General features: G+C 36.5%; 30 protein-coding genes. 29 read left to right on the top strand and 1 reads right to left on the bottom strand.

The window, feature by feature from the left end; all coding sequences use genetic code 11:
• Nucleotides 1-6 precede the first annotated feature (6 nt).
• A complete protein-coding gene (gene fni / locus JMM81_RS02585) occupies nt 7-1,068 on the top strand; it encodes a type 2 isopentenyl-diphosphate Delta-isomerase (RefSeq protein ID WP_256239932.1) in 1,062 nt (353 codons plus the stop codon).
• Nucleotides 1,069-1,097: 29 nt separating this feature from the next.
• Here fni and JMM81_RS02590 read toward each other — a convergent pair whose 3' ends face one another.
• The gene (locus JMM81_RS02590; RefSeq protein ID WP_256239933.1) at nt 1,098-1,235 is read right to left on the bottom strand and encodes a YpzI family protein; all 138 of its coding nucleotides are present in this window, start codon (nt 1,233-1,235) and stop codon (nt 1,098-1,100) included.
• A 141-nt stretch (nt 1,236-1,376) separates the two neighbouring features.
• Here JMM81_RS02590 and JMM81_RS02595 point away from each other — a divergent pair, with 141 nt between their 5' ends.
• The 28 genes from JMM81_RS02595 to JMM81_RS02730 all read left to right on the top strand — a co-directional run bounded on the left by JMM81_RS02595 (nt 1,377) and on the right by JMM81_RS02730 (nt 26,200).
• The gene (locus JMM81_RS02595) at nt 1,377-1,985 is read left to right on the top strand and encodes a YphA family membrane protein (protein WP_256239934.1); all 609 of its coding nucleotides are present in this window, start codon (nt 1,377-1,379) and stop codon (nt 1,983-1,985) included.
• Entirely contained in the window at nt 1,982-2,878 is an 897-nt protein-coding gene (locus JMM81_RS02600) for a YIEGIA family protein (protein ID WP_256239935.1), read from the top strand. The genes JMM81_RS02595 and JMM81_RS02600 overlap by 4 nt, the downstream gene beginning before the upstream one ends.
• Nucleotides 2,875-3,060 (top strand): capping complex subunit for YIEGIA, encoded by a 186-nt coding sequence (locus JMM81_RS02605; RefSeq protein ID WP_256239936.1) that lies wholly within the window; start codon nt 2,875-2,877, stop codon nt 3,058-3,060. The genes JMM81_RS02600 and JMM81_RS02605 overlap by 4 nt, the downstream gene beginning before the upstream one ends.
• Nucleotides 3,061-3,237: 177 nt before the next feature.
• Nucleotides 3,238-4,548 (top strand): ribosome biogenesis GTPase Der, encoded by a 1,311-nt coding sequence (der, locus tag JMM81_RS02610; RefSeq protein WP_256239937.1) that lies wholly within the window; start codon nt 3,238-3,240, stop codon nt 4,546-4,548.
• A gap of 25 nt (nt 4,549-4,573) precedes the next feature.
• Nucleotides 4,574-5,629, top strand: a complete 1,056-nt coding sequence (locus JMM81_RS02615) for an NAD(P)H-dependent glycerol-3-phosphate dehydrogenase (RefSeq protein WP_256239938.1) — start codon at nt 4,574-4,576, stop codon at nt 5,627-5,629.
• 271 nt (nt 5,630-5,900) lie between these two features.
• Nucleotides 5,901-6,104, top strand: coding sequence for a DUF2768 domain-containing protein (locus JMM81_RS02620; protein WP_256239939.1), 204 nt, complete (start codon nt 5,901-5,903; stop codon nt 6,102-6,104).
• 29 nt (nt 6,105-6,133) lie between these two features.
• The gene (locus JMM81_RS02625) at nt 6,134-6,847 is read left to right on the top strand and encodes a hypothetical protein (RefSeq protein ID WP_256239940.1); all 714 of its coding nucleotides are present in this window, start codon (nt 6,134-6,136) and stop codon (nt 6,845-6,847) included.
• A gap of 323 nt (nt 6,848-7,170) precedes the next feature.
• On the top strand, nt 7,171-8,649 hold the full coding sequence (gene spoIVA, locus JMM81_RS02630; protein WP_256239941.1) for a stage IV sporulation protein A: 1,479 nt from the start codon (nt 7,171-7,173) through the stop codon (nt 8,647-8,649).
• Nucleotides 8,650-8,953: 304 nt separating this feature from the next.
• Nucleotides 8,954-9,226: an HU family DNA-binding protein gene (locus JMM81_RS02635; RefSeq protein WP_256239942.1), complete on the top strand. Its 273-nt coding sequence runs from the start codon at nt 8,954-8,956 to the stop codon at nt 9,224-9,226.
• A gap of 318 nt (nt 9,227-9,544) precedes the next feature.
• Entirely contained in the window at nt 9,545-10,111 is a 567-nt protein-coding gene (gene folE / locus JMM81_RS02640) for a GTP cyclohydrolase I FolE (protein WP_256239943.1), read from the top strand.
• 33 nt (nt 10,112-10,144) lie between these two features.
• Complete coding sequence (gene mtrB, locus JMM81_RS02645) at nt 10,145-10,399, top strand: trp RNA-binding attenuation protein MtrB (protein ID WP_256239944.1); 255 nt, start codon at nt 10,145-10,147, stop codon at nt 10,397-10,399.
• A gap of 176 nt (nt 10,400-10,575) precedes the next feature.
• Complete coding sequence (locus JMM81_RS02650; protein ID WP_256239945.1) at nt 10,576-11,388, top strand: heptaprenyl diphosphate synthase component 1; 813 nt, start codon at nt 10,576-10,578, stop codon at nt 11,386-11,388.
• Nucleotides 11,389-11,392: 4 nt separating this feature from the next.
• Entirely contained in the window at nt 11,393-12,097 is a 705-nt protein-coding gene (locus JMM81_RS02655; protein ID WP_256239946.1) for a demethylmenaquinone methyltransferase, read from the top strand.
• 236 nt (nt 12,098-12,333) lie between these two features.
• Complete coding sequence (gene hepT / locus JMM81_RS02660) at nt 12,334-13,296, top strand: heptaprenyl diphosphate synthase component II (protein ID WP_256239947.1); 963 nt, start codon at nt 12,334-12,336, stop codon at nt 13,294-13,296.
• 122 nt (nt 13,297-13,418) lie between these two features.
• Nucleotides 13,419-13,865, top strand: a complete 447-nt coding sequence (ndk, locus tag JMM81_RS02665; RefSeq protein ID WP_256239948.1) for a nucleoside-diphosphate kinase — start codon at nt 13,419-13,421, stop codon at nt 13,863-13,865.
• Between the two features lie 241 nt (nt 13,866-14,106).
• Nucleotides 14,107-14,883 (top strand): CheR family methyltransferase, encoded by a 777-nt coding sequence (locus JMM81_RS02670; protein WP_305367674.1) that lies wholly within the window; start codon nt 14,107-14,109, stop codon nt 14,881-14,883.
• Between the two features lie 155 nt (nt 14,884-15,038).
• Nucleotides 15,039-16,208 (top strand): chorismate synthase, encoded by a 1,170-nt coding sequence (aroC, locus tag JMM81_RS02675; protein ID WP_256239949.1) that lies wholly within the window; start codon nt 15,039-15,041, stop codon nt 16,206-16,208.
• Complete coding sequence (aroB, locus tag JMM81_RS02680) at nt 16,208-17,278, top strand: 3-dehydroquinate synthase (RefSeq protein WP_256239950.1); 1,071 nt, start codon at nt 16,208-16,210, stop codon at nt 17,276-17,278. Before aroC ends, aroB begins: the two co-directional genes overlap by 1 nt.
• Before the next feature lie 17 nt (nt 17,279-17,295).
• The gene (gene aroH, locus JMM81_RS02685) at nt 17,296-17,664 is read left to right on the top strand and encodes a chorismate mutase (RefSeq protein ID WP_256239951.1); all 369 of its coding nucleotides are present in this window, start codon (nt 17,296-17,298) and stop codon (nt 17,662-17,664) included.
• A gap of 51 nt (nt 17,665-17,715) precedes the next feature.
• On the top strand, nt 17,716-18,828 hold the full coding sequence (gene hisC, locus JMM81_RS02690; protein ID WP_256239952.1) for a histidinol-phosphate transaminase: 1,113 nt from the start codon (nt 17,716-17,718) through the stop codon (nt 18,826-18,828).
• Between the two features lie 24 nt (nt 18,829-18,852).
• A complete protein-coding gene (locus tag JMM81_RS02695) occupies nt 18,853-19,959 on the top strand; it encodes a prephenate dehydrogenase (RefSeq protein ID WP_256239953.1) in 1,107 nt (368 codons plus the stop codon).
• A 32-nt stretch (nt 19,960-19,991) separates the two neighbouring features.
• The gene (gene aroA / locus JMM81_RS02700) at nt 19,992-21,278 is read left to right on the top strand and encodes a 3-phosphoshikimate 1-carboxyvinyltransferase (protein ID WP_256239954.1); all 1,287 of its coding nucleotides are present in this window, start codon (nt 19,992-19,994) and stop codon (nt 21,276-21,278) included.
• Between the two features lie 278 nt (nt 21,279-21,556).
• Entirely contained in the window at nt 21,557-22,822 is a 1,266-nt protein-coding gene (locus JMM81_RS02705) for a tetratricopeptide repeat protein (protein ID WP_256239955.1), read from the top strand.
• 41 nt (nt 22,823-22,863) lie between these two features.
• Nucleotides 22,864-23,406, top strand: a complete 543-nt coding sequence (locus tag JMM81_RS02710; protein ID WP_256239956.1) for a ReoY family proteolytic degradation factor — start codon at nt 22,864-22,866, stop codon at nt 23,404-23,406.
• Between the two features lie 195 nt (nt 23,407-23,601).
• Nucleotides 23,602-24,066, top strand: coding sequence for a YpiF family protein (locus JMM81_RS02715; protein WP_256239957.1), 465 nt, complete (start codon nt 23,602-23,604; stop codon nt 24,064-24,066).
• A gap of 123 nt (nt 24,067-24,189) precedes the next feature.
• On the top strand, nt 24,190-24,696 hold the full coding sequence (locus JMM81_RS02720) for a Rieske (2Fe-2S) protein (protein ID WP_256239958.1): 507 nt from the start codon (nt 24,190-24,192) through the stop codon (nt 24,694-24,696).
• A gap of 3 nt (nt 24,697-24,699) precedes the next feature.
• Nucleotides 24,700-25,374 carry a menaquinol-cytochrome c reductase cytochrome b subunit gene (gene qcrB, locus JMM81_RS02725; RefSeq protein ID WP_256239959.1) on the top strand — a complete coding sequence of 225 codons (675 nt, stop codon included), beginning with the start codon at nt 24,700-24,702 and terminating at the stop codon, nt 25,372-25,374.
• Between the two features lie 46 nt (nt 25,375-25,420).
• On the top strand, nt 25,421-26,200 hold the full coding sequence (locus tag JMM81_RS02730; RefSeq protein ID WP_256239960.1) for a menaquinol-cytochrome c reductase cytochrome b/c subunit: 780 nt from the start codon (nt 25,421-25,423) through the stop codon (nt 26,198-26,200).
• Nucleotides 26,201-26,319 lie beyond the last annotated feature (119 nt).

Below are 26,319 nucleotides of genomic sequence, written 5' to 3' on the forward strand. Positions count from 1 at the left end.
TATATCGTGACTAGATCAAAAAGGAAATGGGATCATATACAGTTTGCCTTAGCAAAAGGACAGGAAAGATTGACTGGTTTGGATGACATTGTATTTGTACATCAAAGTTTACCTAATATTGGTTTAAGTCATGTTACATTAGATACAAAAATTGGCGAACTTTTTTTAAGTTCGCCAATTTTTATTAATGCAATGACAGGCGGAGGTGGGGAAAAAACACTCCATATTAACCGAGATTTGGCAAGAGTGGCAAAGGAATTTGGAATGGCAATAGCGGTGGGTTCACAAATGTCTGCATTGAAAAATATGGAAGAAGAAAATACATATCATATTGTTAGAAAGGAAAATCCGACTGGCATTGTCATTGGTAATCTGGGAAGTGAGGCGACCGTTGAAGAGGCAAAAAAAGCGGTAGACATGCTAGAGGCAAATGCACTGCAAATCCATTTAAATGTTATACAAGAGCTTACAATGCCTGAAGGAGATCGGGATTTTTCTGATGCTCTTAAGCGAATACAAGCAATCGTCAATGGAATAGATCAGCCTGTTATTGTTAAAGAAGTTGGCTTTGGTATGAGTAAAGACGTCGTCAGTCAGCTCTATTCGATTGGTGTAAATGTAGTTGATATAGGCGGATATGGTGGAACAAATTTCGCTAAAATTGAAAATGAACGTCGTAATCGTTTGCTTCAGTTTTTCAATGACTGGGGAATTCCTACAGCAGCCTCCATCATAGAAGCAAAAAATAGTGGTTGCAGGATGGATGTAATTAGTTCAGGAGGGATCCAAACGAGCCTCGAAATTGCAAAATCAATTGCGCTCGGAGCGAATGCGGTTGGTATTGCTGGATATTTTTTGAAAGTTCTTGTCAAGAATGGGATCGAGGAATTAATGGCAGAAGTTGCTCTTATACATGAGGAACTATCGATTATTATGACTGCGCTTGGGGCACGAACGATTAGTGAACTACAGCAGGTACCACTTGTTTTAAATGGTAAGACGCATCACTGGCTACACGAACGAAATATTGATACGAAACAATATAGTCAAAGAAAAATGTGTGAATAAAGCTCCCAATTTGGGAGCTTTTTTGTGTACTATTTTCCGTCGTTTAATCCTCTTGCTTCTTCAGGGCTTTGTAATTTAGTGGCTCCTGGATAATGAAGGGCCTGGTCTCTGTCAGACTCGACTCTTTTACTCTTAGTCAGTTTTTCTTCTTGGCGATCTTTTCCCATTTCTATCACCTCCATTCTTTAACATGATACATGTATCCAAGATTATGCATGTTGTACATGAGATTTTAGGAAATTGAATCTAGTAACGATTAAATTACATGAACTTTAGCCATAATGGGAAGGATAGGAGGTGCCAAAAGGGTGGATGGATTATTATTTTATTGGTTTTTTTGGCTAGGATGGATTGTGACAACTTTTTTTTATCCAAAAACTCATCCTGAGCGATTAATTGTTTCTGCATGGATTCTAGTGGTTATCCTATTATCAACCACTACATTAAATGTAGTGGTGTTTGAAATGAGTGCGGCAGGTTTATTTATCATTTTAACCATGTACCTATATGCAGCTACATTACAAATAAAAAAGTTATTATATTTTTTTCTCAGTTCTTTCATTCTCATGTTGACAACTGTTTGCTTTCTCCTTTTTGAATTATTTGATCCTATTTGGGTTTGGATTGAAAGGGAATGGCTGCTAGCTATTTTGGTTACTATTATTGTGGTACTTCTGCAATCTGACAAAAAACAAAGGATACTAATTATGTTGCTGGGCATGATTCAAGGAGAACTGTTTTATAGCCTTATTTTAATGAAGTATTCATTTTCAAATCCTGTAGCTACTCTCTATTCACTTGATGCTGTGGCAGGGGCATCGGCCTTTTTGGTTGCTTGGAACGGGTTTGAATGGATGGCTAGGTATTTTGAAAAGTATTTGTACTCTATAGAAAAGGAGAAACAAAAATTAACATGAATGAATATACTTATCCCATTCTATTGGGGGTCATCGTGGGAACATTATCTAGAATCTATATGCTCCGAACAGATTACCGACAGTATCCGACATATTTACACGGGAAAATTATTCATATTGCACTTGGGTTTATTGCAGCTGGACTTGGTGCGGTAGCTGTACCATCTATTATGGAGGAGGATTTTACTGCTATTACTTTTTTAACGTTGGCTGCGTCACAGTTTAGAGAGGTTCGTAATATGGAACGCAATACACTGACCGAGCTAGACTCTTATGAAATGGTATCCCGAGGTAAGACGTATATTGAAGGAATTGCAATTGCTTTTGAAAGTCGTAATTATTTAGTGATCTTCACTTCTTTATGTACAACCCTTTTCTATTTATTATTTAATGTTTGGGTTGGTTTAATCGTTGCTATTCTCTGTCTTCTGATCTCCAAGAAGTTAATGGCTGGTGGCCAGGTAAAAGAAATTGTCGATATTGAGTATGTTAAGCCACATTTTGATGGGGCAGGGCTATATGTTGGTACTATCTATATCATGAATATAGGGATCCCAGAACGGCAAGAGGAGGTCCTTCGTTATGGAATGGGCTTCATTTTAAAACCTAAAAATTTCAATATACGCTCAACGATTGCGAATCTAGGGCAAAGACAGGCCATCCTACATGATGTATCCACAGCAATGGGGGTGTATAGGGATTCGGGAACACCAGCTCTGGTTCCGCTTGCAAAGCGTGATTTAGAGGACGGAAGGGTAGCGATATTCGTATTGCCGCAGGAAAAGGATCCACAAAGAGCTATCGAGGTAATTGGTGCGGTTCCTACATTGGAAAATGCCATTCGCATGCCAAGCGAGAGAAAAAAAGAAACGGAAGGAAGTCATAATGAATGATAGTCGAAAAATATATCCTTGCGGTGATTACAACCAATCCAGCGAGAGTTCCAAGTGGTGCGACTGTCTTTGTATGCGAAGATAAAAATCAAATGGATGTTTATGCTACTAATTTAGAAGCCATTCTTGATGGAATTGCTCATGCAATTACAGATGAGGTGTATATTATTGTGAAGCATTGATATTAAGTTTACCCTCTGATAAAATAGTTAAGTTAGGCCCTTCTAAGTAAATGAAGGGTTTTCTTATAATAGGAAGAAAGTATAAGTTTTTTAGTTAGAAAGTAATCAAGGTTTCTTACTACTATAGAAAATTATACATAAAATGATGGTTTGAACATATAGAGGAGGATGATGTTTATGGTAAAACCGGTTATTGCCATTGTAGGACGTCCGAATGTTGGGAAATCAACTATTTTCAATCGAATTGTTGGTGAGCGGATATCAATCGTAGAAGATATTCCTGGTGTGACAAGGGACAGAATTTATAGTTCTGGTGAGTGGTTAACTCATGATTTTAATATAATAGATACAGGTGGAATTGATATTGGTGATGAACCATTTTTGGAGCAAATTCGTCAACAAGCAGAAATTGCAATTGATGAAGCCGATGTTATTATTTTTTTGGTGAATGGAAGAGAAGGAGTAACTTCAGCAGATGAAGAAGTTGCAAAAATCTTGTTTAAAGCGAAAAAACCAGTTGTATTGGCCGTTAATAAAATTGATAACCCAGAAATGAGGGAACAAATTTATGACTTTTACTCGCTTGGATTTGGTGACCCGTTTCCGATTTCAGGTTCACATGGATTAGGGTTAGGAGATTTGCTGGATGAAGCGGCGAAACACTTTCCTAAAGGAGGAGCAAAAGGCTATGATGATGATGTTATTTGTTTTTCATTAATTGGCCGTCCAAACGTTGGAAAGTCTTCGCTTGTTAATGCAATCCTTGGTGAGGATCGAGTTATTGTTAGCGACATTTCTGGGACAACTCGTGATGCCATTGACTCCCAGTTAACGTATAATGAACAAAAATATGTCATCATCGATACTGCAGGAATGAGAAAAAAAGGAAAAGTATATGAAACAACTGAAAAATACAGCGTATTAAGAGCCTTGCGTGCGATTGAACGCTCCAATGTTGTGTTAGTTGTGATTAATGCTGAAGAAGGCATTATCGAGCAGGATAAAAAGATTGCAGGCTATGCTCATGAGGCTGGACGAGCTGTTGTTATTGTTGTGAATAAATGGGACGCTGTTGAAAAAGATGATAAGACGATGAAGACCTTTGAACAAAAAATTCGCGATCACTTTCTATTCCTTGATTATGCACCGATTGTCTTTTTATCAGCTATCACAAAAAAGAGAATTCATACGTTAATGCCAATGATTGATATGGCAAGTGAAAATCATGCTCGGAGGGTAGAGACAAGTGTTCTTAATGACGTAATTATGGATGCCGTTGCGATGAATCCGACGCCGACAGATAAAGGAAGACGGTTAAAGATTTATTATACGACCCAGGTTGCAGTCAAGCCACCAACATTTGTTGTATTTGTGAATGAACCTGAATTACTTCACTTTTCATATGAAAGGTTCTTAGAAAATAGAATCAGGGATGCATTTGGATTTGAAGGTACACCAATCAAAATCTATCCTCGAGAAAGAAAGTAAAATGAACAAAAGGTTGTGAGTATATATGCAACAAAAACATGAAAAGGTTGCTATAGTCGGGGCTGGTAGTTGGGGAACTGCTTTGGCCACCGTCCTTGCTGATAACGGGCATGAGGTACGGTTATGGGGACATAATTCCGAACAAATGAATGAAATCAATACACATCATACCAATACAAAATATCTTCCCAATATTACTTTACAGGATTCCATTATTGGATACTCTTCTTTGGAAGAGGCACTTACGGGTATTCAAATAATGATTCTTGCTGTTCCAACAAAAGCGATCCGTGAAGTAGTAGGGAAAATAAACGCGTTTCAGAAAGAACCGTTGATGATCGTTCATGTAAGTAAGGGAATTGAACCCAATACTTTATTACGGATTTCCGAAATGATTGAAGAAGAAATGTCATCAGAATTGATTGAAAGCATTGTGGTCCTGTCTGGTCCAAGTCATGCGGAGGAAGTAAGTTTACGACAACCAACCACTGTTACGGTTTCATCTAAGAGAATGGAAGCGGCAATGAAAATTCAAGACTTATTTATTAACCAAAATTTTCGTGTTTATACGAATCCAGATATTGTTGGGGTTGAAATAGGTGGTGCATTAAAAAATATTATTGCTCTTGCTGCAGGTATTTCTGACGGTCTTGGTTATGGGGACAATGCGAAGGCAGCTTTAATGACGAGAGGTCTTGCGGAAATATCTCGGCTCGGAATGAAAATGGGGGCAAGTCCGCTAACTTTTTCTGGTCTTACAGGAATAGGAGATTTAATTGTCACTTGTACAAGTGTACATTCCCGTAACTGGCGTGCAGGAAATCTGCTTGGTAAAGGGAAAAATCTGCAGGAAGTATTAGAAAATATGGGGATGGTTGTGGAAGGTGTACGAACGACGAAAGCGGCATGGCAATTAGCCCAAAAGTATAATGTGAAAATGCCCATCACAAACGCTCTTTATGATCTGTTATTTAATCATGTTAATCCAAAAGATACGGTTGATGCATTAATGGCAAGGGGCAAAACGCATGAAATGGAAGATTTATCAAATGTGCTTGTTGATCAATTAATAGAGGATTAAATATTTTTTTCAAAATAGGCATTTGACGATACGTTTTATATATATTTGCATAAACTGCAAGCGAGCAAACTAGTGTATTGAACAGGGAATATGGGTTATTTAGTCGCTCATAGACCAGAATAAAGAACTTGTTTCTGTTCTTTATTCTGGTCCTTTTTTTATGGAGTTGAAAATAGAGATATCTGTTTTTAAAATTAACAGAAAAGACTAAAATGTACAAAAATGATTTCTTCTTGTGATATAATATTTCTCGAATAAAGGAGTGGATAAGATGTCACCTGCATTAATGAAAATGTGGATTTCTCTTGCTTCAATGGGATTTATGTTTATTTCGATCGTATTAATTTTTCTAAGTCGCTTTAAATTAAAACAAGGGATATTAAAAGCTATGTCTGCTTTCACGGCTTACCTATTATTGCTCGTATCGGGTTTGATTATGGTTTTAGTTGTGTTTAGTGGACCATCAAATGAATAGTAATTTCATAGACTCAAAGGGTTGATAGGATGAAAAAAGGATTGTCAGTACTGTTATTATTTCCATTGCTAGTGTTTTTTTTAACCGGTTGTATGTATCCAGAGGATAAATTGGTACAAAATGAAATCCCATATCAAGATCAAATACAATCAGTACAAGCAGCGGTCACACAGTTTCAAGAGGATAAAGGTGGTATCCTCCCGATTAAAACTTCGGAGGAGACAACCCCTATTTATCAAAAATATTTGATTGACTTTAAACGAATTGTTCCTGAATATTTGGCTGAACCACCGGGAAATTCGTTTGAAAGTGGTGGGGTGTTTCAGTATGTTATTGTGAATGCTGAAAAAGACCCAACCGTCAAAATTTTTGACCTTCGAATAGCAGATATGCTCGGCGAAATTAACTTGCGAATTAAAATGCAGGGCTATCCTCCGTTTAAAGAGAAAGTAGCTGAAAATGTGTATACGCTTAATTTTGAAAAGCTAGGGTATAAGGAGCCCCCTTATGTGGTTAGTCCTTATACACAACAAAATCTTTCGTTTGTTATAAATGGAAATGCAGAAGTTTTTGTTGATTATCGAAATGATTTATATGAAGCAATGAGAAAAGGGGAGCATCATTATCAAACTGGAGAAGATATTAGAGCTATATTACTGAAGGATTCGCCATTTGTCCCTGCATACTCGTTGCCTTATACAATTGATGAAAGTACAAATGAACCCATCTTTTTAATGAAATAGTCATAACCCTTCTTTTACAAAATATATTGTAGGAGAAGGGATTTTTTTGTTCCCTCGATTCTTATAAACCAATGCTAGTATCCTGATATATTTCACAGATGAATACGATCATTATTGCTGTGCTATGTAATAGCAGAACTTGTTTTCTTAAGAAGAAATGTATCAATAAGTGGAAAGGAAGACTAGTAGCTCTTCCTGCAAGGAGGGTAAAAATATATAAAACTGTCATAATGATGTAGGACAACATCATAAATATATAGTGTTAAGACATAATTGGTAGGATAATAGCTAGCCACTAACTCAGGTATTCGGGAGGGGATCACTTGGAAAAGGTAGATATTTTTAAAGATATTGCCGAGAGAACCGGCGGTGATATATATTTCGGAGTGGTTGGAGCAGTTCGAACTGGTAAATCCACTTTTATTAAAAAGTTTATGGAATTAGTTGTTTTACCAAATATGAATAATGAAGCCGAACGGGCTCGTACCCAAGATGAGTTACCTCAAAGTGCAGCTGGAAAAACCATCATGACGACTGAACCGAAATTTGTTCCAAACCAAGCTGCAACTATTCATGTTGCGGAAGGGTTAGACGTCAACATTCGCTTAGTTGATTGTGTTGGATATACAGTGCCGGGTGCTATGGGATATGAGGATGAGAACGGTCCACGTATGATCACAACTCCATGGTATGAGGAGCCAATCCCATTCCATGAAGCGGCAGAAATTGGAACCAGAAAAGTCATTCAAGAACATTCCACCATTGGTGTTGTCATTACAACAGATGGCTCCATTGGCGAGATTCCACGAGGTAACTATTTAGAAGCAGAAGAACGAGTGATCAATGAATTAAAAGAAGTGGGTAAGCCATTTATTATGATTGTAAATAGTGTGCAACCACATCATCCTAATACTGAATCATTACGTAATGAGCTTTCTGAAAAGTATGATATCCCCGTACTAGCCATGAGTGTGGAAGGAATGAAAGAATCTGACGTGCTAAGCGTCATGCGAGAAGCTTTATATGAATTCCCAGTACTTGAAGTGAACGTCAATCTGCCAAGTTGGGTGATGGTTCTTCGTGAAAGTCATTGGCTTCGTGAGAGTTATCAGGAAGCGGTTAAGGAAACAGTAAAGGATATTAAACGCCTTCGTGATGTAGATCGAGTTGTTCACCATTTTGGTGAGTTTGAATTTATCGACAAAGCGGGTTTGGCAGGAATTGATATGGGGCAAGGAGTAGCTGAAATCGATCTTTTCGCACCAGATGATTTATATGATGAAATTTTAAAGGAAATCGTTGGGGTGGAGATTCGTGGGAAAGATCATTTGCTTGAGCTAATGCAGGATTTTGCCCACGCAAAAACAGAATATGATCAAGTCTCTGATGCACTTAAGATGGTTAAACAAACCGGCTACGGAATTGCGGCTCCATCTCTTGCAGATATGAGTCTTGATGAACCAGAAATTATTCGTCAAGGGTCTCGTTTTGGGGTTCGTTTGAAGGCGGTGGCTCCTTCCATTCATATGATCAAGGTGGATGTTGAAAGTGAGTTTGCTCCTATTATCGGTACTGAAAAACAAAGTGAAGAGCTCGTTCGTTATTTAATGCAAGATTTTGAGGATGATCCATTATCCATTTGGAGTTCTGATATTTTTGGTAGAAGTTTAAGTTCCATTGTACGAGAAGGCATTCAAGCGAAGCTATCGTTAATGCCTGAAAATGCTCGTTATAAATTAAAGGAAACACTTGAACGTATTATTAATGAAGGCTCAGGCGGGTTAATTGCTATTATTTTATAAGGACTCTCTTTATTGAGAGTTCTTTTTTTATATATAAGGATTTATGAAAGGAATTTCCTTGCATACAGTATTTGATTATGTTAACCTTTTATCAGAATTAGTATTATTAATGCTCTAACCCTTATGAATAAAGGATTTTTTGCAAAAAACAGTTGAAATATTTTATTCTTTGATTTAATATAGTGCTTGTTATAGAAAAACAGGCAACGATGTATAGAATGAACATATTTTGTTTACAAATGAAGGTAAGAAGCAAGAAATCTGTCTAGAAAGTAAAGGGATCTCTTGGGAGGAGGTGACAGGCATGAACAAAACAGAACTTATTAACGCAGTTGCTGAAGCAAGCGAGCTTTCAAAAAAAGATGCTACTAAAGCAGTTGATGCCGTATTTGATTCTATCTTAAATGCATTAAAAGATGGAGATAAAGTACAACTTATCGGTTTTGGAAACTTTGAGGTGCGTGAGCGAGCTGCTCGTAAAGGACGTAATCCTCAAACTGGTGAAGAAATTGAAATTGCTGCAAGCAAAGTTCCTGCATTTAAACCAGGTAAAGCGCTTAAAGATGCAGTAAAATAATTACATAAAGTGCTTTTAAAGAACCGCGAGAATTCGCGGTTCTTTATTCAAAATGGCTTTGTTAGAAAAAAGAACTTTTGTTCTTGTATCCTAGATAAGCTTATAAATCCCCCAAACTAACCACATTAATTTCCAGCTAATATAGAACCAAAAAATATGCTAATATAATAAAGTGAATAACTAAGTATAAATACTTAGTGTTGTATGGATAAGGAATTTCAAATAGGATAGGGTTATTTTCATTCGTTTAGTTGTAAGGATGATCTTATTTGATATGATAAAATGTTTGCTATCTATAGATTTTAGGAGGAAATTGCAATGTCAAAGGTGAATCGTACCCAAATTGAAGAAGCGGTACGTTTAATATTAGAGGCAGTAGGAGAAGATCCTAATCGAGAAGGTCTTATCGATACACCCAAAAGAGTCGCGAAGATGTATGAAGAAGTTTTTAGTGGAATGAATCAAGATCCTAAGGGATACTTTGAGACAATTTTTGGTGAAGATCATGAGGAATTAGTGTTAGTGAAGGATATTCCTTTTTATTCTATGTGTGAACATCATCTTGTTCCTTTTTTTGGTAAAGCCCATGTGGCATACATACCGAGAAATGGGAGAGTTACGGGATTAAGCAAGCTTGCTCGAGCTGTGGAAGCGGTAGCAAAAAGACCACAGCTACAGGAAAGGATTACTTCAACTGTTGCAGATAGTATTTATGAAACACTAGAACCTTATGGTGTTATGGTTGTGATTGAGGCAGAACATATGTGTATGACTATGCGTGGAGTGAAAAAGCCTGGATCTAAAACGATTACTTCTGCAGTTCGAGGTACTTTATTGAATGATGCTACTTCCCGTGCAGAAGTACTTTCCCTAATAAAATATTAAGATGATAGTTTCTATTGGAAAGGTGTGAAACCTTTGGAAAAGGACACTAAAGCAACAACTGGTGAATATGTAGTGATTAAGGCAAAAGAAGACGGTGTTCATGTAATTGGATTGACGAGAGGGACAGACACTAAATTTCATCATTCTGAAAAGATGGACAAAGGGGAAGTCTTGATCGCACAATTTACTGAACATACTTCTGCCATTAAAATTCGTGGAGATGCATTAATCAAAACAGAGTACGGTGATATTGAAAGCGAAAGCAAGAGTGGACATACAGATAAATAAAAGTTTTATCCTGTGGGATGCTAATAGGGCGAATTTTATGGTATAATGATGTCTGCTTATTCTATATAATGATCTTGAATGGATAGATAGAATAGATAATAACCAAAACATGATAATTAATTCGGAATTTACCTTGCGATTTAAGAAAGATATTATGGGGAAACAAGGGTGATTTAATGCATGAATTTGAAAAAAATTTAGCTGGTATGAAGGCAGGAATTGAAAGTTATGTTTTTCATCCTTATCTACGTCAGTATATAATCCCACCGAACATTGATGAGGACAAGCTTCTAATTCTTATTTCAATCGTAGACCAACTTGAACTTTCCCCTTACCAAAAAGATACCATTGTAAAAGCGATCATGCTCATGTATGTTGCATTAGATACACATGATCATGTAACAGACATCCTAGTGGATGAAACTAGTATGAAGATTAGACAATTAACCGTTCTAGCTGGGGACTATTATAGTGGACTATACTATAAGCTACTAGCGGAAATTGGTGATATTGAGATCATTAAAATGCTCTCTGAAGGTGTTAAAAATATAAATGAACATAAGGTGCTTATCTATCATAAAGATCAAGGTCATCTTAATGCAATCATGAATAGTTTGAAAACGGTTGAATTTTCATTGATTGAAAAGTTAACGAGTTATTATGGGATAACGAAATGGAATGAAGAGTTATCCAGTTTTCTCCTAGCGAAACGACTTATTGCCGAAAAAAAACAGTATGAACAAACAGGAACATCTGTTGTATATGATGCAATAGATCGTTTAACCTGCTCGAATTATCGAAAAGAAAAAATAGCTCTACACCAAAAAGAATTAATCTTAACTTGTGAAGGATATCTTGAATATCTGAAGAATTTAATGGAAAAAAAAATAAATAAGGTTCAGCAGTTTAATTCTTTACTTGAGGAACGAATGATTGAAATGATCCAGCATCATTATCCTAGAGAAAAATCATTTGTGGAAGAAGGGTAATCATATGCAACAAACAAAAGAGGAAAAGGTCCATCATGTCTTTGAGAAGATCTATAATAATTATGATAAGATGAACTCGGTTATTAGCTTCCAACAACATATTCGCTGGCGTTCGGATACCATGAAACGGATGGATGTGCAACAAGGATCAAAAGCCCTGGATGTTTGTTGTGGGACAGCTGATTGGACAATCGCTCTTGCTGAAGCAGTCGGCCCTGAGGGAGAAGTCGTTGGACTCGATTTTAGTAAAAATATGCTTAAAATAGGTGAAGAAAAAGTAAAACACTTAAAGCAAGTAAAGCTCACTCATGGAAATGCAATGGAGTTGCCGTTTCCTGACAATTCCTTTGACTATGTAACGGTCGGATTTGGTTTGAGAAATGTTCCTGATATTATGAAAGTTTTAAAAGAGATGCATCGTGTTGTGAAACCAGGAGGACAGGTTGTTTGTCTGGAAACATCTCAACCTACTTTAATTGGATACAAGCAGTTATATTATTTTTATTTTCGTTTTATTATGCCTTTGTTTGGAAAGTTGTTTGCAAAGAGCTATCAGGAATATTCATGGCTTCAAGAATCGGCACGAAACTTTCCAGGAATGAAGGAGCTTGCCCATATGTTCGAGCAAGCTGGCTTACAGAATGTTACATACAAGCCATACACAGGTGGAGTGGCTGCCGTTCATATTGGTTTTAAACAAAATGATTGACGGTACAAAATTAATTATGAAGGAATTATTCATTTCAAAGCATTAAGTCAACTAGATTAGGCTGTGTGAGAGTGAGCCTAGCTTTTTAATCATTTTAGTTAATCTAATTCATTTATGCTTTTAATAGATAGACTAAATAAATGATATGTAGGTCCTCACCTTCTCCTTCATACAAAATAAAAGAGGTTTCTGCTTGTCATGTAGCAGGCAGGGGTTATAGCAAGGTGGATACGGATATGAAATTTAAAATGATGTATTCATTTTTAAATTCTGATATAGATATTGTTGAAGAAGCATTAGAGGAAGCTGTTTATGCTGATTCGTCTTTACTCCGTGAAGCTTCGCTTCATTTATTACAAGCAGGGGGCAAAAGAATTCGTCCCCTCTTTGTACTACTTGCGGCAAGATTTGGAACATATGACATAAATATGATGAAAAAAGTAGCGGTTTCTCTTGAATTAATCCATGCTGCTTCTTTAATCCATGATGATGTCATTGATGACGCTGAGATACGACGAGGAAAACAGACTGTTAAGGCGAAATGGGATAATCGAATAGCTATGTACACAGGTGATTATATTTTTGCTCGTTCTCTTGAACTTATGACAGAAATTAATAAACCAGAGGCTCATAAAATTTTAGCTCATACTATGGTGGAATTGGTCATTGGTGAAATCGAACAAATGAAAGATAAATACCGATTTGATCAAAATATTAAAGACTATTTACGGCGAATTAAAAGAAAGACAGCACTTCTTATTTCGACGAGCTGTCAGCTTGGGGCTATTGCTGCTGATGTAGAAAAAAATGTACATATAAAGCTTGCTCAGTTTGGTTATTATGTCGGAATGTCCTATCAAATTATTGATGATATTCTTGACTTTACTGGAACGGAAAAGGAATTGGGAAAGCCATCTGGTGGAGATTTACTTCAAGGAAATATTACTCTTCCTGTTTTATTCGCTATGGAGGATGAAAAAATAAAAAAAGAGATATCCAAAGTTCATGAAAATAGTTCAAGAGAAGAAATGAACAAAGTAATAAGGTTGATTATCCAATCAGGTGCAATTGAAAGGTCGAGGGAAATAAGTAATCGTTATTTAGAGAAGGCTTTATTGATTGTAGAACAACTTCCACAAAATGAAGCGAAAGCAACATTAAAGAGTATTGCGAAATACATAGGGAAACGGAAATTTTAATTTGTTGCGAAAATTCTAAAAAAATGATACTATTTTTTGGGATTATCTTTTTTGAGAAATGGAAAAATTCGCAATTCTTGAAAAAGATATTTACTATACATATTGTAACGGGAGTTGATTTCATGGAAAAGACATTTTTAATGGTAAAACCTGATGGAGTACAACGGAATTTAATCGGAGAGATTGTTTCTCGTTTTGAGAAAAAGGGCTTTCAGCTTGTTGGTGGTAAACTGATGAGTATTTCACAAGAATTAGCTGAAGAGCATTATGGGGAACATAAAGAACGTCCTTTTTTTGGGGAACTTGTTGATTTTATTACGTCTGGTCCTGTATTTGCAATGGTATGGCAAGGAGAAAATGTCATTGCAACAGCACGACAAATGATGGGCTCAACGAATCCGAAAGATGCAGCTCCTGGAACCATCCGCGGTGATTTTGGTATTACTGTTGGTAAAAATGTTATCCATGGCTCAGATTCTTCAGAAAGTGCTGTGCGTGAAATTGGATTATTCTTTAATGAAAGTGAAGTTGTAGAGTATAGTAAATTAATCAATGATTGGATCAATTAATTTATAAAAACGACACTTGCTTAAGCAAGTGTCGTTTTTTGCAAACGTGTTCACTTTAGAGAGGGAGAGGTTCGATCAGGGATCCTAAGACGCTGTAGCTGGATAGAAAAAGCAAAATCGGCTAGTTTCAGACGACAAGTTTAGACATTTTTTATTTTTTTTTATTCAATTTAATCAAAATAGTCTCCAACTTCTGCGTTTTCAGCTATACTTAGATTATCTTTAAAAGAGGAGTAAGGCGATGTCTATCGACTATGAACAATTTATTACTCAAATAAAAGCGAAAACTGGGATTGATCTTGCTCTATATAAAGAAGCACAAATGAAACGAAGATTAACCTCATTGTACGAAAAAAAAGGTTATAATTCTTTCCAAGAATATTTTCAAGAGCTGAATCGTAATCAAGAACTATTGAATGGATTTTTGGATCGTATAACCATAAACGTATCTGAATTTTATCGTAATTATAAGAGATGGGAGGTATTAGAAAAGAGAATACTACCGAAAATCCTAGAAAGAAATAAAAAACTAAAAATATGGAGTGCGGCTTGTTCAACTGGGGAAGAACCTTATACATTGGCAATGATGTTATCCATGTTTATGCCTCTTTCTGATGTAAGAATAGTAGCAACGGATATTGATGAAGATGTGATTGCTAGAGCAAAGCTCGGAATATATCCCGAAAGGTCACTTCAAGAAGTCCCGAATGAGATGAGAAAGAAACACTTCACTCAAGAAGGTGGCTTATATAAAATTTCAGATGAGATTAAGCGAACGGTTACCTTTAAAAAACATAATTTATTAGCTGACTCGTATGGTGGACCATATGATTTGATTGTTTGTCGAAATGTACTTATATATTTTACTGAAGATGCAAAAGATATTCTTTATAATAAGTTTTCTCAAGCATTAAATCCACAAGGTATTTTTTTTGTTGGAAGTACAGAACAAATTTTCAATGCGACAAAATATGGATTTGAAATAGAAGATACTTTTTTTTATAAAAAAAGTAAATGAACTATGAAATAATAAAAGTTACATAAAACTTAAAAAAACCTCGTCTAAAGGAAAGGAATTATCCTGTCAATTTTCAAAAACTTACTATTCTAATTTATGTTCATATGTTATATTGATATATAATCCTTTAACGAGTTGAAGGGAGAAAGAAAAAAATGAGATACTTAACAGCCGGGGAATCACATGGTCCCCAATTAACCACTATTATTGAAGGATTACCTGCGGGGATGCCTCTATTGCAAGAAGATATTAATGAACAACTTGCAAGAAGACAAAAAGGTCATGGCCGTGGGCGTAGAATGCAAATCGAAAAGGACACTGTTAATATTACGAGCGGTGTTAGACATGGTTCGACACTTGGGTCACCCGTTGCTCTAGTTGTTGAAAATAATGACTGGAAGCACTGGACGAAAATCATGGGCTCTGAACCATTTGATGGCGATGAAGAGGAAGTAAAAAGAAAAATCACACGTCCTAGACCAGGTCATGCAGATTTAAATGGTGCAATGAAATATGGTCATCGTGATATGCGAAATGTATTAGAACGTTCATCAGCAAGGGAAACGACGGTTAGAGTAGCCGCGGGGGCAGTAGCGAAAAAATTGCTTTCTTTACTCGGTATTGAAGTGGCATCACATGTGGTTGAAATTGGTGGAGTAAAATCTACTATATCGACCTATGAATCGATTCAACAACTAAAAGAAGTAACAGAAAATTCTCCTGTTCGTTGTCTTGATAAGGAAGCGGAACAGGAAATGATGAAGGCAATCGATACAGCAAAAGAAAACGGTGATTCGATTGGTGGTATTGTTGAAGTGATTGTCGAAGGTATGCCAGCAGGAGTAGGTAGTTATGTTCATTATGATCGTAAACTTGATGGGAAGCTTGCTGCAGCCATTTGTAGTATCAATGCTTTTAAAGGTGTTGAATTTGGTATTGGTTTTGAAGCAGCACATAAACCAGGTAGTAAAGTTCATGATGAAATTGCTTGGAGTGCTGAAGAGGGTTATTACCGAAAAACGAATCGTCTAGGTGGTCTAGAAGGTGGAATGACAACAGGTATGCCACTTGTTATAAGAGGGGTTATGAAGCCAATTCCTACTCTATACAAACCACTGTTAAGCGTGGATATAGAAACGAAAGAAGCATTCTCTGCAAGTGTTGAACGGTCAGATAGTTGTGCTGTTCCAGCTGCAGCAGTGGTGGCAGAAAGTGTTATTGCCTGGGAACTTGCGGCCGCAATTACTGATCAATTTTATGCGGACCGTTTTGAAGCTTTACAAGAAATTATTTCTGAACAACGCAAATATGCGAGGGAATTTTAATGATTGAGCAAGTAGTAAAGACTTCTTTAAAAACGTATCCGATTTATATAGGTGAAGGAGCCACAGGGCGACTTCCTGATTTTATTAGGAAGACACAATCGAGTCTTACGAAAATTCTTATTATAACGGATGAAATTGTAGGGGAGCTATATTTATCTTCTGTTCTTCAGTCATTAACTGACTTTCAAGTTGAATATGTCAAAGTTCCTTGTGGAGAAAAGGCGAAAACATTTGAAGTCTATTATGAGTGTCAAACGGCAGCTCTAAACTATAAATTAGATCGTCATTCCCTTATTCTTGCACTTGGAGGCGGAGCCGTTGGGGATTTAGCTGGCTTTGTTGCTGCTACCTATATGAGAGGGATTCCATTTATCCAAATTCCGACTACTATTCTTGCACATGATAGTGCTGTTGGCGGGAAGGTAGCCATTAATCATCCAGCAGGAAAGAATATGATTGGGGCATTTTATCAACCAGAAGCGGTTATTTATGATACCAACTTTTTAGTAAGTTTACCCCAGCATGAAAAACGTTCGGGATTTGCTGAAGTGATTAAACATGCACTCATTCAGGACCTTGCTTTTTATAGATGGCTTCAAGATCATATTTCGTCCTTACACAATATAAACGAGGGAGACCTTGTACGATGTTTAGCAAGAGGAATGGAAATAAAGAGTGCCATTGTAGGGGAAGATGAGAAGGAAACCGGTGTTAGAGCGTATTTGAATTTTGGACATACACTTGGACATGCGATTGAAGCTGAAATGGGTTATGGAAAAATGACGCATGGTGAGGCTGTCTTAATTGGAATGCTGTTTGCGCTACAATTAAGTAAGAAGTATGCAGGGTTTGAAGTAGAAACGGATTCTTTATATGAATGGATTCAAGAGCTTGGGTATCAGACTACAATACCAGAAGGTTTATCATATGATCGCTTAATTGAGCGAATGAAAAATGATAAGAAATCAGTTGGTCAAAGAATTAGAATGGTCCTTCTTAAAGAAATCGGGTCTCCTCATTTGTATGAAATAGCAGAGGAAGATATTCTTTTAGAATTAAAAAATTTCTAAAAAAGGGGGAATTCGTGGTGTTTCGCGGGGTAAGAGGTGCAATCACTGTTCAAGAAAATACAGAAAAAGAGATTATGCAGGCAACAGATCGAGTACTTCGAAAAATCATTCAAGATAATGAATTAGTACCAGAACAAGTAGCATCTGTATTCATTTCTGTTACGGATGACATTACGGGAGTATTTCCGGCTAAAGCGTTACGATCGATAGAAGGATGGAACTACGTACCAGTTATGTGTATGAAGGAAATTACGGTTCAGTCAGCCTTGAAAAAATGTATTCGCGTCATGATGCATATCAATACAGCCAAAAGTCAACAGGAAATTGTCCATGTGTATCTAGAAGATGCTGTTTCCCTACGACCAGATTTATCCATTGAAAAGTAACAAAACGTATGACTAGGAAGTAAAATGATAAATGTATGAGGTGTATGTAAAGTGAAATGGAAAGAACAATTACTAACCTTAACTCCGTACCAGCCAGGAAGACCAATTGATTCAGTGAAAAGGGAATACGGTCTTGAAAAGATTATTAAACTTGCTTCCAATGAGAATCCTTTTGGATCATCCTCTGAAGTAGTTTCAGCATTACAGGATGCTATTTCAGGCTTTGCTCTTTATCCTGATGGATATGCAACGAATCTCAGGGAAGCGATGACTAACTTTTTACAAGTTGAAAAGGAACAATTGATTTTTGGGAATGGTGCAGATAATTTAATTCAAATTATTTCTCGTTCTTTTCTTCAATCAGGAAGAAATACGGTAATGGCTAACCCTACTTTCTCTCAGTATAAACATAATGCCATTATAGACGGAGCTGAAATTAGGGAAATTGAATTAGTCAATGGAGAACATGATTTAGATGCAATGCTTGAAGCGATAGATAATGAAACGGCTGTAGTATGGTTGTGTAGTCCCAATAACCCAACAGGTGTTTATATAACAAAAGAGAAGTTGACTGCCTTCCTTGAAAAAGTACCTGAGCAAACATTGGTCGTTATTGATGATGCTTATCATGATTATGTAGTAGCGGATGATTTTTATGATTCACTTGAATTTGTGAAAAAATATAATAATGTTATTGTATTAAGGACTTTCTCAAAAATTTATGGTATCGCTAGCCTTAGAGTTGGTTATGGTGTAGCTCATAAAGATATTATTCGTGTCTTAGAGCCGTCTAGAGAGCCTTTTAATGTCAATACATTAGGCCAAATAGCAGCAATAGCTGCTCTTGAAGATCAAGAATTTGTGAATGAGTGCAAACAGAGGAATCGTGAAGGAATGGAGCAGTTAGAGCAATTTTGTGCAGAACATCAATTGCATTATTATCCATCACAAGCGAATTTTATCTTGATTGATTTTGGAAGCAGTGGGGATGAAGTATTTCAATACTTACTAGAAAAAGGCTATATTGTACGTTCTGGTAATGCATTAGGTTTTCCAACATTTATCCGGGTTACGATTGGATCTAAAGAACAAAATAGCGGTTTAATCGAGATGATGAAACAATATTTACAAGAAAAAACATCTGTGCCTAATGAAACAATGTGAATGCTAAAAGAGGGGTGATCCGGTTTGAAAGGCCGTGTATTTGTGATTGGTTTGGGCCTAATTGGCGGTTCACTCGCATTGTGTGTGAAAAAACAGCATCGGGACTGTCATATTACAGGATATGATATATATGATGAACAAGGGAAATTAGCTAAAATGCTTGGTGTAGTAGATAGTTTGGTCTACAGCATTGAAGAAGGAGCAAAAGAGGCTGATTTAATTTTAATTACGACCCCTGTTCGAGAAGCAGAAAGAATTTTGGATCTTCTTTCTCGGATTCCTTTAAAAGATTCGGTCATTATTTCTGATGCAGGGAGTACAAAATCTACTATTGTGAAAAGAGCAGAACAATTAACAGCTAAAGGAATGACATTTATTGGTGGTCATCCGATGGCTGGTTCGCATAAAAGTGGAGTATCTGCTGCTAGAGAACTTTTGTTTGAGAATGCGTTCTATCTTTTAACTCCGGATAAGTACACCGGGGAAGATAAGATCAACCTGCTTAAGGAATGGTTGGAAGGTACAAGTGCCAAGTTTATAACGATTTCTCCTGAAGAACATGATTATTTAACAGGAGTCATTAGTCATTTCCCTCATATTATTGCAGCTTCGCTTGTCCATCAGGCAGAAAAATCGAATCAAGAGCAAAATCTCATTACTCGCTTAGCAGCTGGTGGGTTTCGCGATATTACCCGGATCGCATCAAGTAGTCCTACTATGTGGAGAGATATTCTCTTACATAATAAAGAAATTTTACTTCAATTGCTCACAGATTGGCAGCAAGAAATGAACGAAGTTGTCGATATGTTGGAAAAACAAGATGAAGAGGAAATATACCAATACTTTTTAAAAGCAAAAAATTTCCGAGATGAATTACCCCAAAAACAAATGGGAGCCATACCTGCTTTTTACGATTTATTTGTCGATGTTCCCGATTATCCAGGGATCATTTCAGAAGTAACAGGGTACTTGGCTAAAGAAGAAATAAGCATTACCAATATTCAAATTAGAGAAACTCGAGAAGATATCATTGGTGTGCTTGTCATTAGTTTTCAAACAGAAGCTGATCGCGTTCGTGCGAAAAAGTGTATTGAGCATTATACAAATTTTGATATTTCGATTGGTCCGTAATTGATTTGTGGAAACTGAGAAAGGGGGATTAGATGGGTACATATAAATTACAAACAAAGATTAATTCACTGCAAGGAGAAATTATTGTTCCCGGTGATAAATCCATTTCCCATCGTTCTGTTATGTTTGGTGCTGTGGCAGAAGGTGTGACGACGGTTACTGGTTTTTTATTGGGCGATGATTGTTTAAGTACTGTATCCTGTTTTAAGCAACTAGGAATAGAAATTGAACAAGAAGACGATCGATTGATCATACACGGAAAAGGGTGGAATGGACTCAAGGAACCTAGGGAAGTGTTGAATGTAGGGAACTCGGGAACGACAATCCGCCTCATGATGGGTATTTTGGCCGGTTGTGATTTTCATTCTACTCTTATTGGTGATGAATCAATTGGTAAAAGACCGATGACAAGAGTAACTAAGCCGCTAACTGAAATGGGAGCAAAAATAGAGGGTAGACAAAATGGGGAGTATACTCCATTGTCCATTCGCGGTGGTGAAATTCATGGAATCAAATATCATCCCCCTGTAGCAAGTGCGCAAGTTAAATCATCGATTTTGCTAGCTGGTCTTCAGGCAGAGGGAAAGACAACTGTGGTTGAGCCAGTACAATCAAGGGATCATACTGAACGGATGATTCGGCAGTTTGGTGGTACGGTTGATACAGAAGGTTCCGTTGTGTCTGTTCAAGGTGGTCAAATATTAAAAGGTACAAGGATTCAAGTACCAGGTGATATTTCTTCTGCAGCCTTTTTCCTTGTTGCAGGAGCCATTGTTCCTAATAGCTCTATTACTTTGAAAAACGTTGGATTGAATCCGACTAGAACAGGAATTATAGATGTTATGAAGGAAATGGGCGCTGATATTACGATAGAAATTTTAGAAGAAGGACAAATAGAACCGGTAGGAAATATAACGGTAAAAACTTCGAATCTAAAAGGAACAACGATTGGTGGAGAACTAATTCCTCGTTTGATTGATGAACTACCTGTTATCGCATTACTTGCTACTCAGGCAGAGGGAGAGACAATTATCCGTGATGCTCATGAGTTAAAGGTAAAGGAAACAAATCGGATTGATACTGTTGTTGATGAATTATCTAAACTAGGGGCAACCATTACGGCTACGGATGATGGAATGGTCATTCATGGAAAAAATAAGCTAGGTGGTGGTGTTGTTTCCAGCTTTGGAGATCATCGCATTGGCATGATGCTAGCTGTTGCGGCATTAATATGTGAAGACGAAGTATCGCTTGAACAAAAAGAAGCTATTTCTGTCTCCTATCCACATTTTTTCGAGGATTTAGATAACTTAATGTAAATATGTTTCTTATAAAAAACTGCAAAATTTGCAGTTTTTTATTTTTTCATTGACAATGTAAAAGAAGAACAATATCAACTATGCTTGTTATAATTAAAGGCGCGTTAATAATAAATATTGAAAAGTTGCCTTTGGTGTATGTGGGCATGCATTTTATTCCGTGAATAACTTAATGCCCGCGTATACCAAAGGCTTACAGAGTAGTAATAATATTATTTAATAAAGTCTAATTAAAAATAAACTTTTTAAACAGATGATACGTAGAAAGGGTCATAAATATGAAATCAGTTAATAAAATAATTACACTATTAGAGAATGGTCAACATGAAGAAGCGTTAAATGAATATGAACAGATTTTAGCAACGGGATCAAATGAAGAGAGATTTCTATTAGGGGAAGAACTGTTTCAATATGGTTTTCTTGAAGAAGCAAAGAACTTGTTTCAGTGTTTGTTACAAGTATATCCTGAAGAAGGAGAATTGCTTATTCTATTGGCAGAGACGTTAATCGAGCTTGGAAAAGAAGAGGAAGCGATATTGGAACTTGAAAAGATCCGTGAGATGGATCCAAGTTATCCAGAGTCCATGGTATTACTTGCAGACCTCTATCAAATGGAAGGGCTTTACGAAGTCAGTGAGCAAAAATTATTAAAAGCAAAATCACTACTACCAAACGAAGTGATTATTGATTTTGCACTTGGTGAACTTTACGCAGAAGAAGGTAAATTTGTCCAAGCTATTAAATGCTATGAACATGTGCTTAAAACCGAGGATGAAATAGCTGGTGTGAATGTAAATCAAAGAATGGCAGATGCCATAAGTGCTGGAGGAGCATTTGAAGAGGCACTTCCTTTTTATGAAAAGGCATTGTCAAATAAACTAGAGATTAATACCCTGTTTAATTACGGTTTTACAGCATTGCAGGCTGGCTACAACTTAAAAGCTATTGAAAAATTCCTTGAATTGAAAGAAATGGATCCTGAGTATTATTCACTATATATCCATTTAGCACGTGCATATGAGCGGGAAGAGGATTTGGAAAGAGGTTATCAAGTTTTAAAAGAAGGAATACAATTCGATGAATATAATAAAGACTTATTTTTCTATGCAGGTAAACTGGCATTAAAGCTTGGAAATGAAGAAGAAGCAGAAAAAATGTTTAGAGAGGCTCTTGCGCTAGATCCTGAATTGACGGAAGCTGCTTTAACATTGAATAAACTTCTGCTGCATCAGGAAAAATACGAAAGTGTGATAGAAATTGTGGAAATAATGGAAGAGGGAGATGAAATTGAGCCTCGTTTTCATTGGGATGCTGCTTTAGCCTATCAACAATTAGAAGAATATTCACAGGCATTAAATCGATATGAAAGTGCATATACTTTTTTTAAAGACACAACTGATTTTCTAGTGGATTATGGATATTTTTTAATGGAAGAAGGAAAACGAGAGCAGGCTGTCGAAATTTTTAAAGAGTTATTAAAAAATGATCCTAGTAATGAAGAATTTCAAGATGTATGTCAAAGACTATCAGATGATGTTGGGTGATCTCTATAAAATTTGCTAAAAAGCAGAGGAGGGATTTAAACATGAACGCCCCTGTATCTGTCATGGAGAAAAAAGATTTTATTCGTTGGTTTCTTAATCATTATCAATTAAAAAGACGGGAATGCGTCTGGATCCTAAACTATTTAATGAGTCATGATCAGCTAATGGAAAAGGTACACTTTGTGGAACAAGCACAATATTGTCCGAGAGGCATTGTGATGTCAACCCATTGTGTAGATGAAGTACCGTTCCGTTTTTATAAAGAAAACGTAATGACAACAGATGCAGAGAAATCGTTTCATGACATTCGATTAAATCGGGAGGAGGATATTTTTATTCAATTAAACTTCCATGCCTCCTTTAAAGCTCCACAATTCGCAGCTGTGTTAGAAGAGAATCCGTATATGCCGAAAATGATTCAAATTAGTGAAAAAGATCGGATGATGGCGGAACAATTCTTAACCTCGAGTATTGAGAAATTTCAAAAAGAGAAGCTTATCCAACAAATAGATGAAGCTCTTGATAATCATGATGAAGAGACTTTTAAACAGTTGGCTGCCCAATTAAAAAAATTTAGTAGGTAAAAAATTAGACCTGTATAGAGCAGGTCTTTTATTTTGATTTAGGCTGTGTTAATAATGGTAGTTGATAATGGCCATTGGAGCATCAACCCGATTGTTTAACACAGCTTTGATTTAAAGAAAAAATAGGAGATAGGATCATTATTTTATATTTTAACATGTTAGAATATAGAAAAATATAGATTTGGAGTGAAGAAAATGAAGTGGAATACAGAAGATATTGATGTGTATATAAAGGCGAAAGAGTACGTTGATACAATTGTTTTACCTTTATATCCCATTTCCCTTGATGATCAAATTAAGAAAACGGCGGAGATGACTGAATTCATTACACTATTGTCAGGTCAACTAGAAAGACAATTTAAAGGAAGACTGATGATGTTACCAGGTTTTACTTATCTAAAATCAAAAAGTGAAGATGAGCTATATAAAGATCTCTTAGAATGGGAGAAAGAGTTTTTTGAAAATGATTTTAAACATGTGTACTATATAACTTCTGATAGTGATTGGAAAAAAATCGAAAATAATCTCGAGGGATCGCTTATTTGGCTTCCAACCATTCCTCTTCAACAAATGGACGAACACTATCGAAATACTATATTGGAAGATCAAGTAAAGCAGTTATTTTCATTGTTTGTACAGAGATGGCAAACGGGTGAATAAGAGAGATAAAAATCACTTAAATTTTCTGATTATATTGACCTTACTGAAATATTGATATATTATTGGTATGTCCTAGTATGAAAATTATGTTAATTTAAAATTGTTTTAAAGGGGGGGAGAAATATGAGCAAAAATCGTGTGTCTAGACGTCAATTTCTAAATTATACGTTAACAGGTGTAGGCGGATTTATGGCAGCGGGAATGTTAATGCCAATGGTGCGTTTTGCAGTTGACCCAGTGTTAAAACATACTGGTACAAGTGATTTCAAGGCGACACCGCAGAAGATTAGTGAGATTACTGATGTGCCAACAAGGGTGGATTTTACTTTTACACAGACGGATGCTTGGTATGAGTCAGAGGTGACGAATTCAGCATGGGTTTTTAAAGATGAAAATGGCGAGATTAGTGCCCTTTCTCCAGTTTGTAAACATTTAGGTTGTACAGTTGACTGGAATACGGACAAGGCAAATCCGAACCATTATTTTTGTCCTTGTCATGGAGGTCTTTATACGAAAGATGGAACAAATGTAAAAGGGACACCACCAGTTGCACCGTTAGATGTGTATCCTTTTCAAGAAAAAGACGGTTACCTCTATTTAGGTAAAGCTGAACCGCGAGAGGAGGCGTAATCAGTGTTAAACAAAATTTATGACTGGGTAGATGAGCGTTTAGACATTACGCCTTTATGGCGGGATATTGCTGATCACGAAGTTCCTGAGCATGTAAACCCCGCTCATCATTTTTCAGCATTTGTCTATTGCTTTGGTGGCTTGACTTTCTTTATTACGGTTATTCAAATTCTATCAGGTATGTTTTTAACCATGTACTATGTTCCAGATATAAAAAATGCCTGGGAATCTGTTTATTATTTACAAAATGAAGTAGCATTTGGACAAATTGTTCGAGGAATGCATCATTGGGGCGCAAGCCTAGTTATTGTCATGATGTTTTTACATACATTACGTGTATTTTTCCAAGGTGCTTACAAAAAGCCAAGGGAGTTAAACTGGGTCGTTGGGGTATTAATTTTCTTTGTTATGCTTGGCCTTGGTCTTACTGGTTATTTATTACCTTGGGATATGAAAGCGTTATTTGCAACAAAGGTAACCATTCAAATTGTTGAATCCGTTCCGTTTATCGGAGAATATTTAAAAATCTTGATGGCTGGTAGTTCCGATATTGTTGGAGCTCAAACGATTACTCGTTTCTTTGCGATTCATGTGTTCTTCCTGCCTGCAGCTTTATTTGGTTTAATGGCTGCCCACTTCATGATGATTCGTAAACAAGGTATTTCCGGTCCACTGTAAAATTTTACTTTGTACTTATTATCTCTAAAAAGGAGGGAGACTATTCATGCATCGTGGAAAAGGTATGAAATTCGTAGGAGATTCCCGTGTACCTGCGGCTGGGCATCGCAAGCCTAATATTTCAAAAGATTATTCTGAATATCCAGGTAAAACAGAAGCTTTCTGGCCAAACTTTTTATTAAAGGAATGGATGGTTGGTGCGGTATTTCTTGTTGGTTTTTTATGTTTAACAGTTGCGCATCCGTCTCCACTTGAAAAAATTGCGGACCCAAGTGACACGGCGTATATTCCAATGCCAGATTGGTACTTTTTATTTTTATATCAACTATTAAAATATAGTTATGCATCAGGTCCATATAATATAATAGGTGCTCTTGTTATTCCAGGATTAGCTTTTGGTGCCTTGTTATTAGCACCATTTTTAGACCGTGGGCCTGAAAGACACCCAGCAAAACGTCCATTAGCAACGGGTTTTATGTTGCTTGCCATTGCTGGGGTTACTTATTTAACTTGGGAATCTGTCGTTACTCATGATTGGGAGGCAGCAGCAGAACAAGGGAAAATTGTTGCTGAAGTAGATATAGATACTTCATCTGAAGGCTACCAGATTTATGAAGCAAACGGTTGCATTAATTGCCATGGCAATCAACTTGAAGGTGGTCCAGCTGCACCAAGTTTAGTTGGCACTGGTTTAACTCCTGAGGAAGTTGCTGATATTGCAATAAATGGAACAGAAAGTGGGAAAATGTTACCAGGTATGTTCACAGGTACGGATGAAGAGTTAACAAAATTATCAGAGTTTATTTCAAGTGTTGAAGGTGAATAATGATGAGTAAAAAAGCCGACGAAATTTCGTCGGCTTTTTTACTCATCAAATATTTATCGGCTGTGATAAGATAGATGAGTGAATGAATCATTTAGAAAGAGATGAGGGGAAAGAAGAAT

It is taken from the genome of Bacillus sp. V3B (genome assembly GCF_024494465.1).
GTDB lineage: Bacteria > Bacillota > Bacilli > Bacillales > Cytobacillaceae > Bacillus_BD.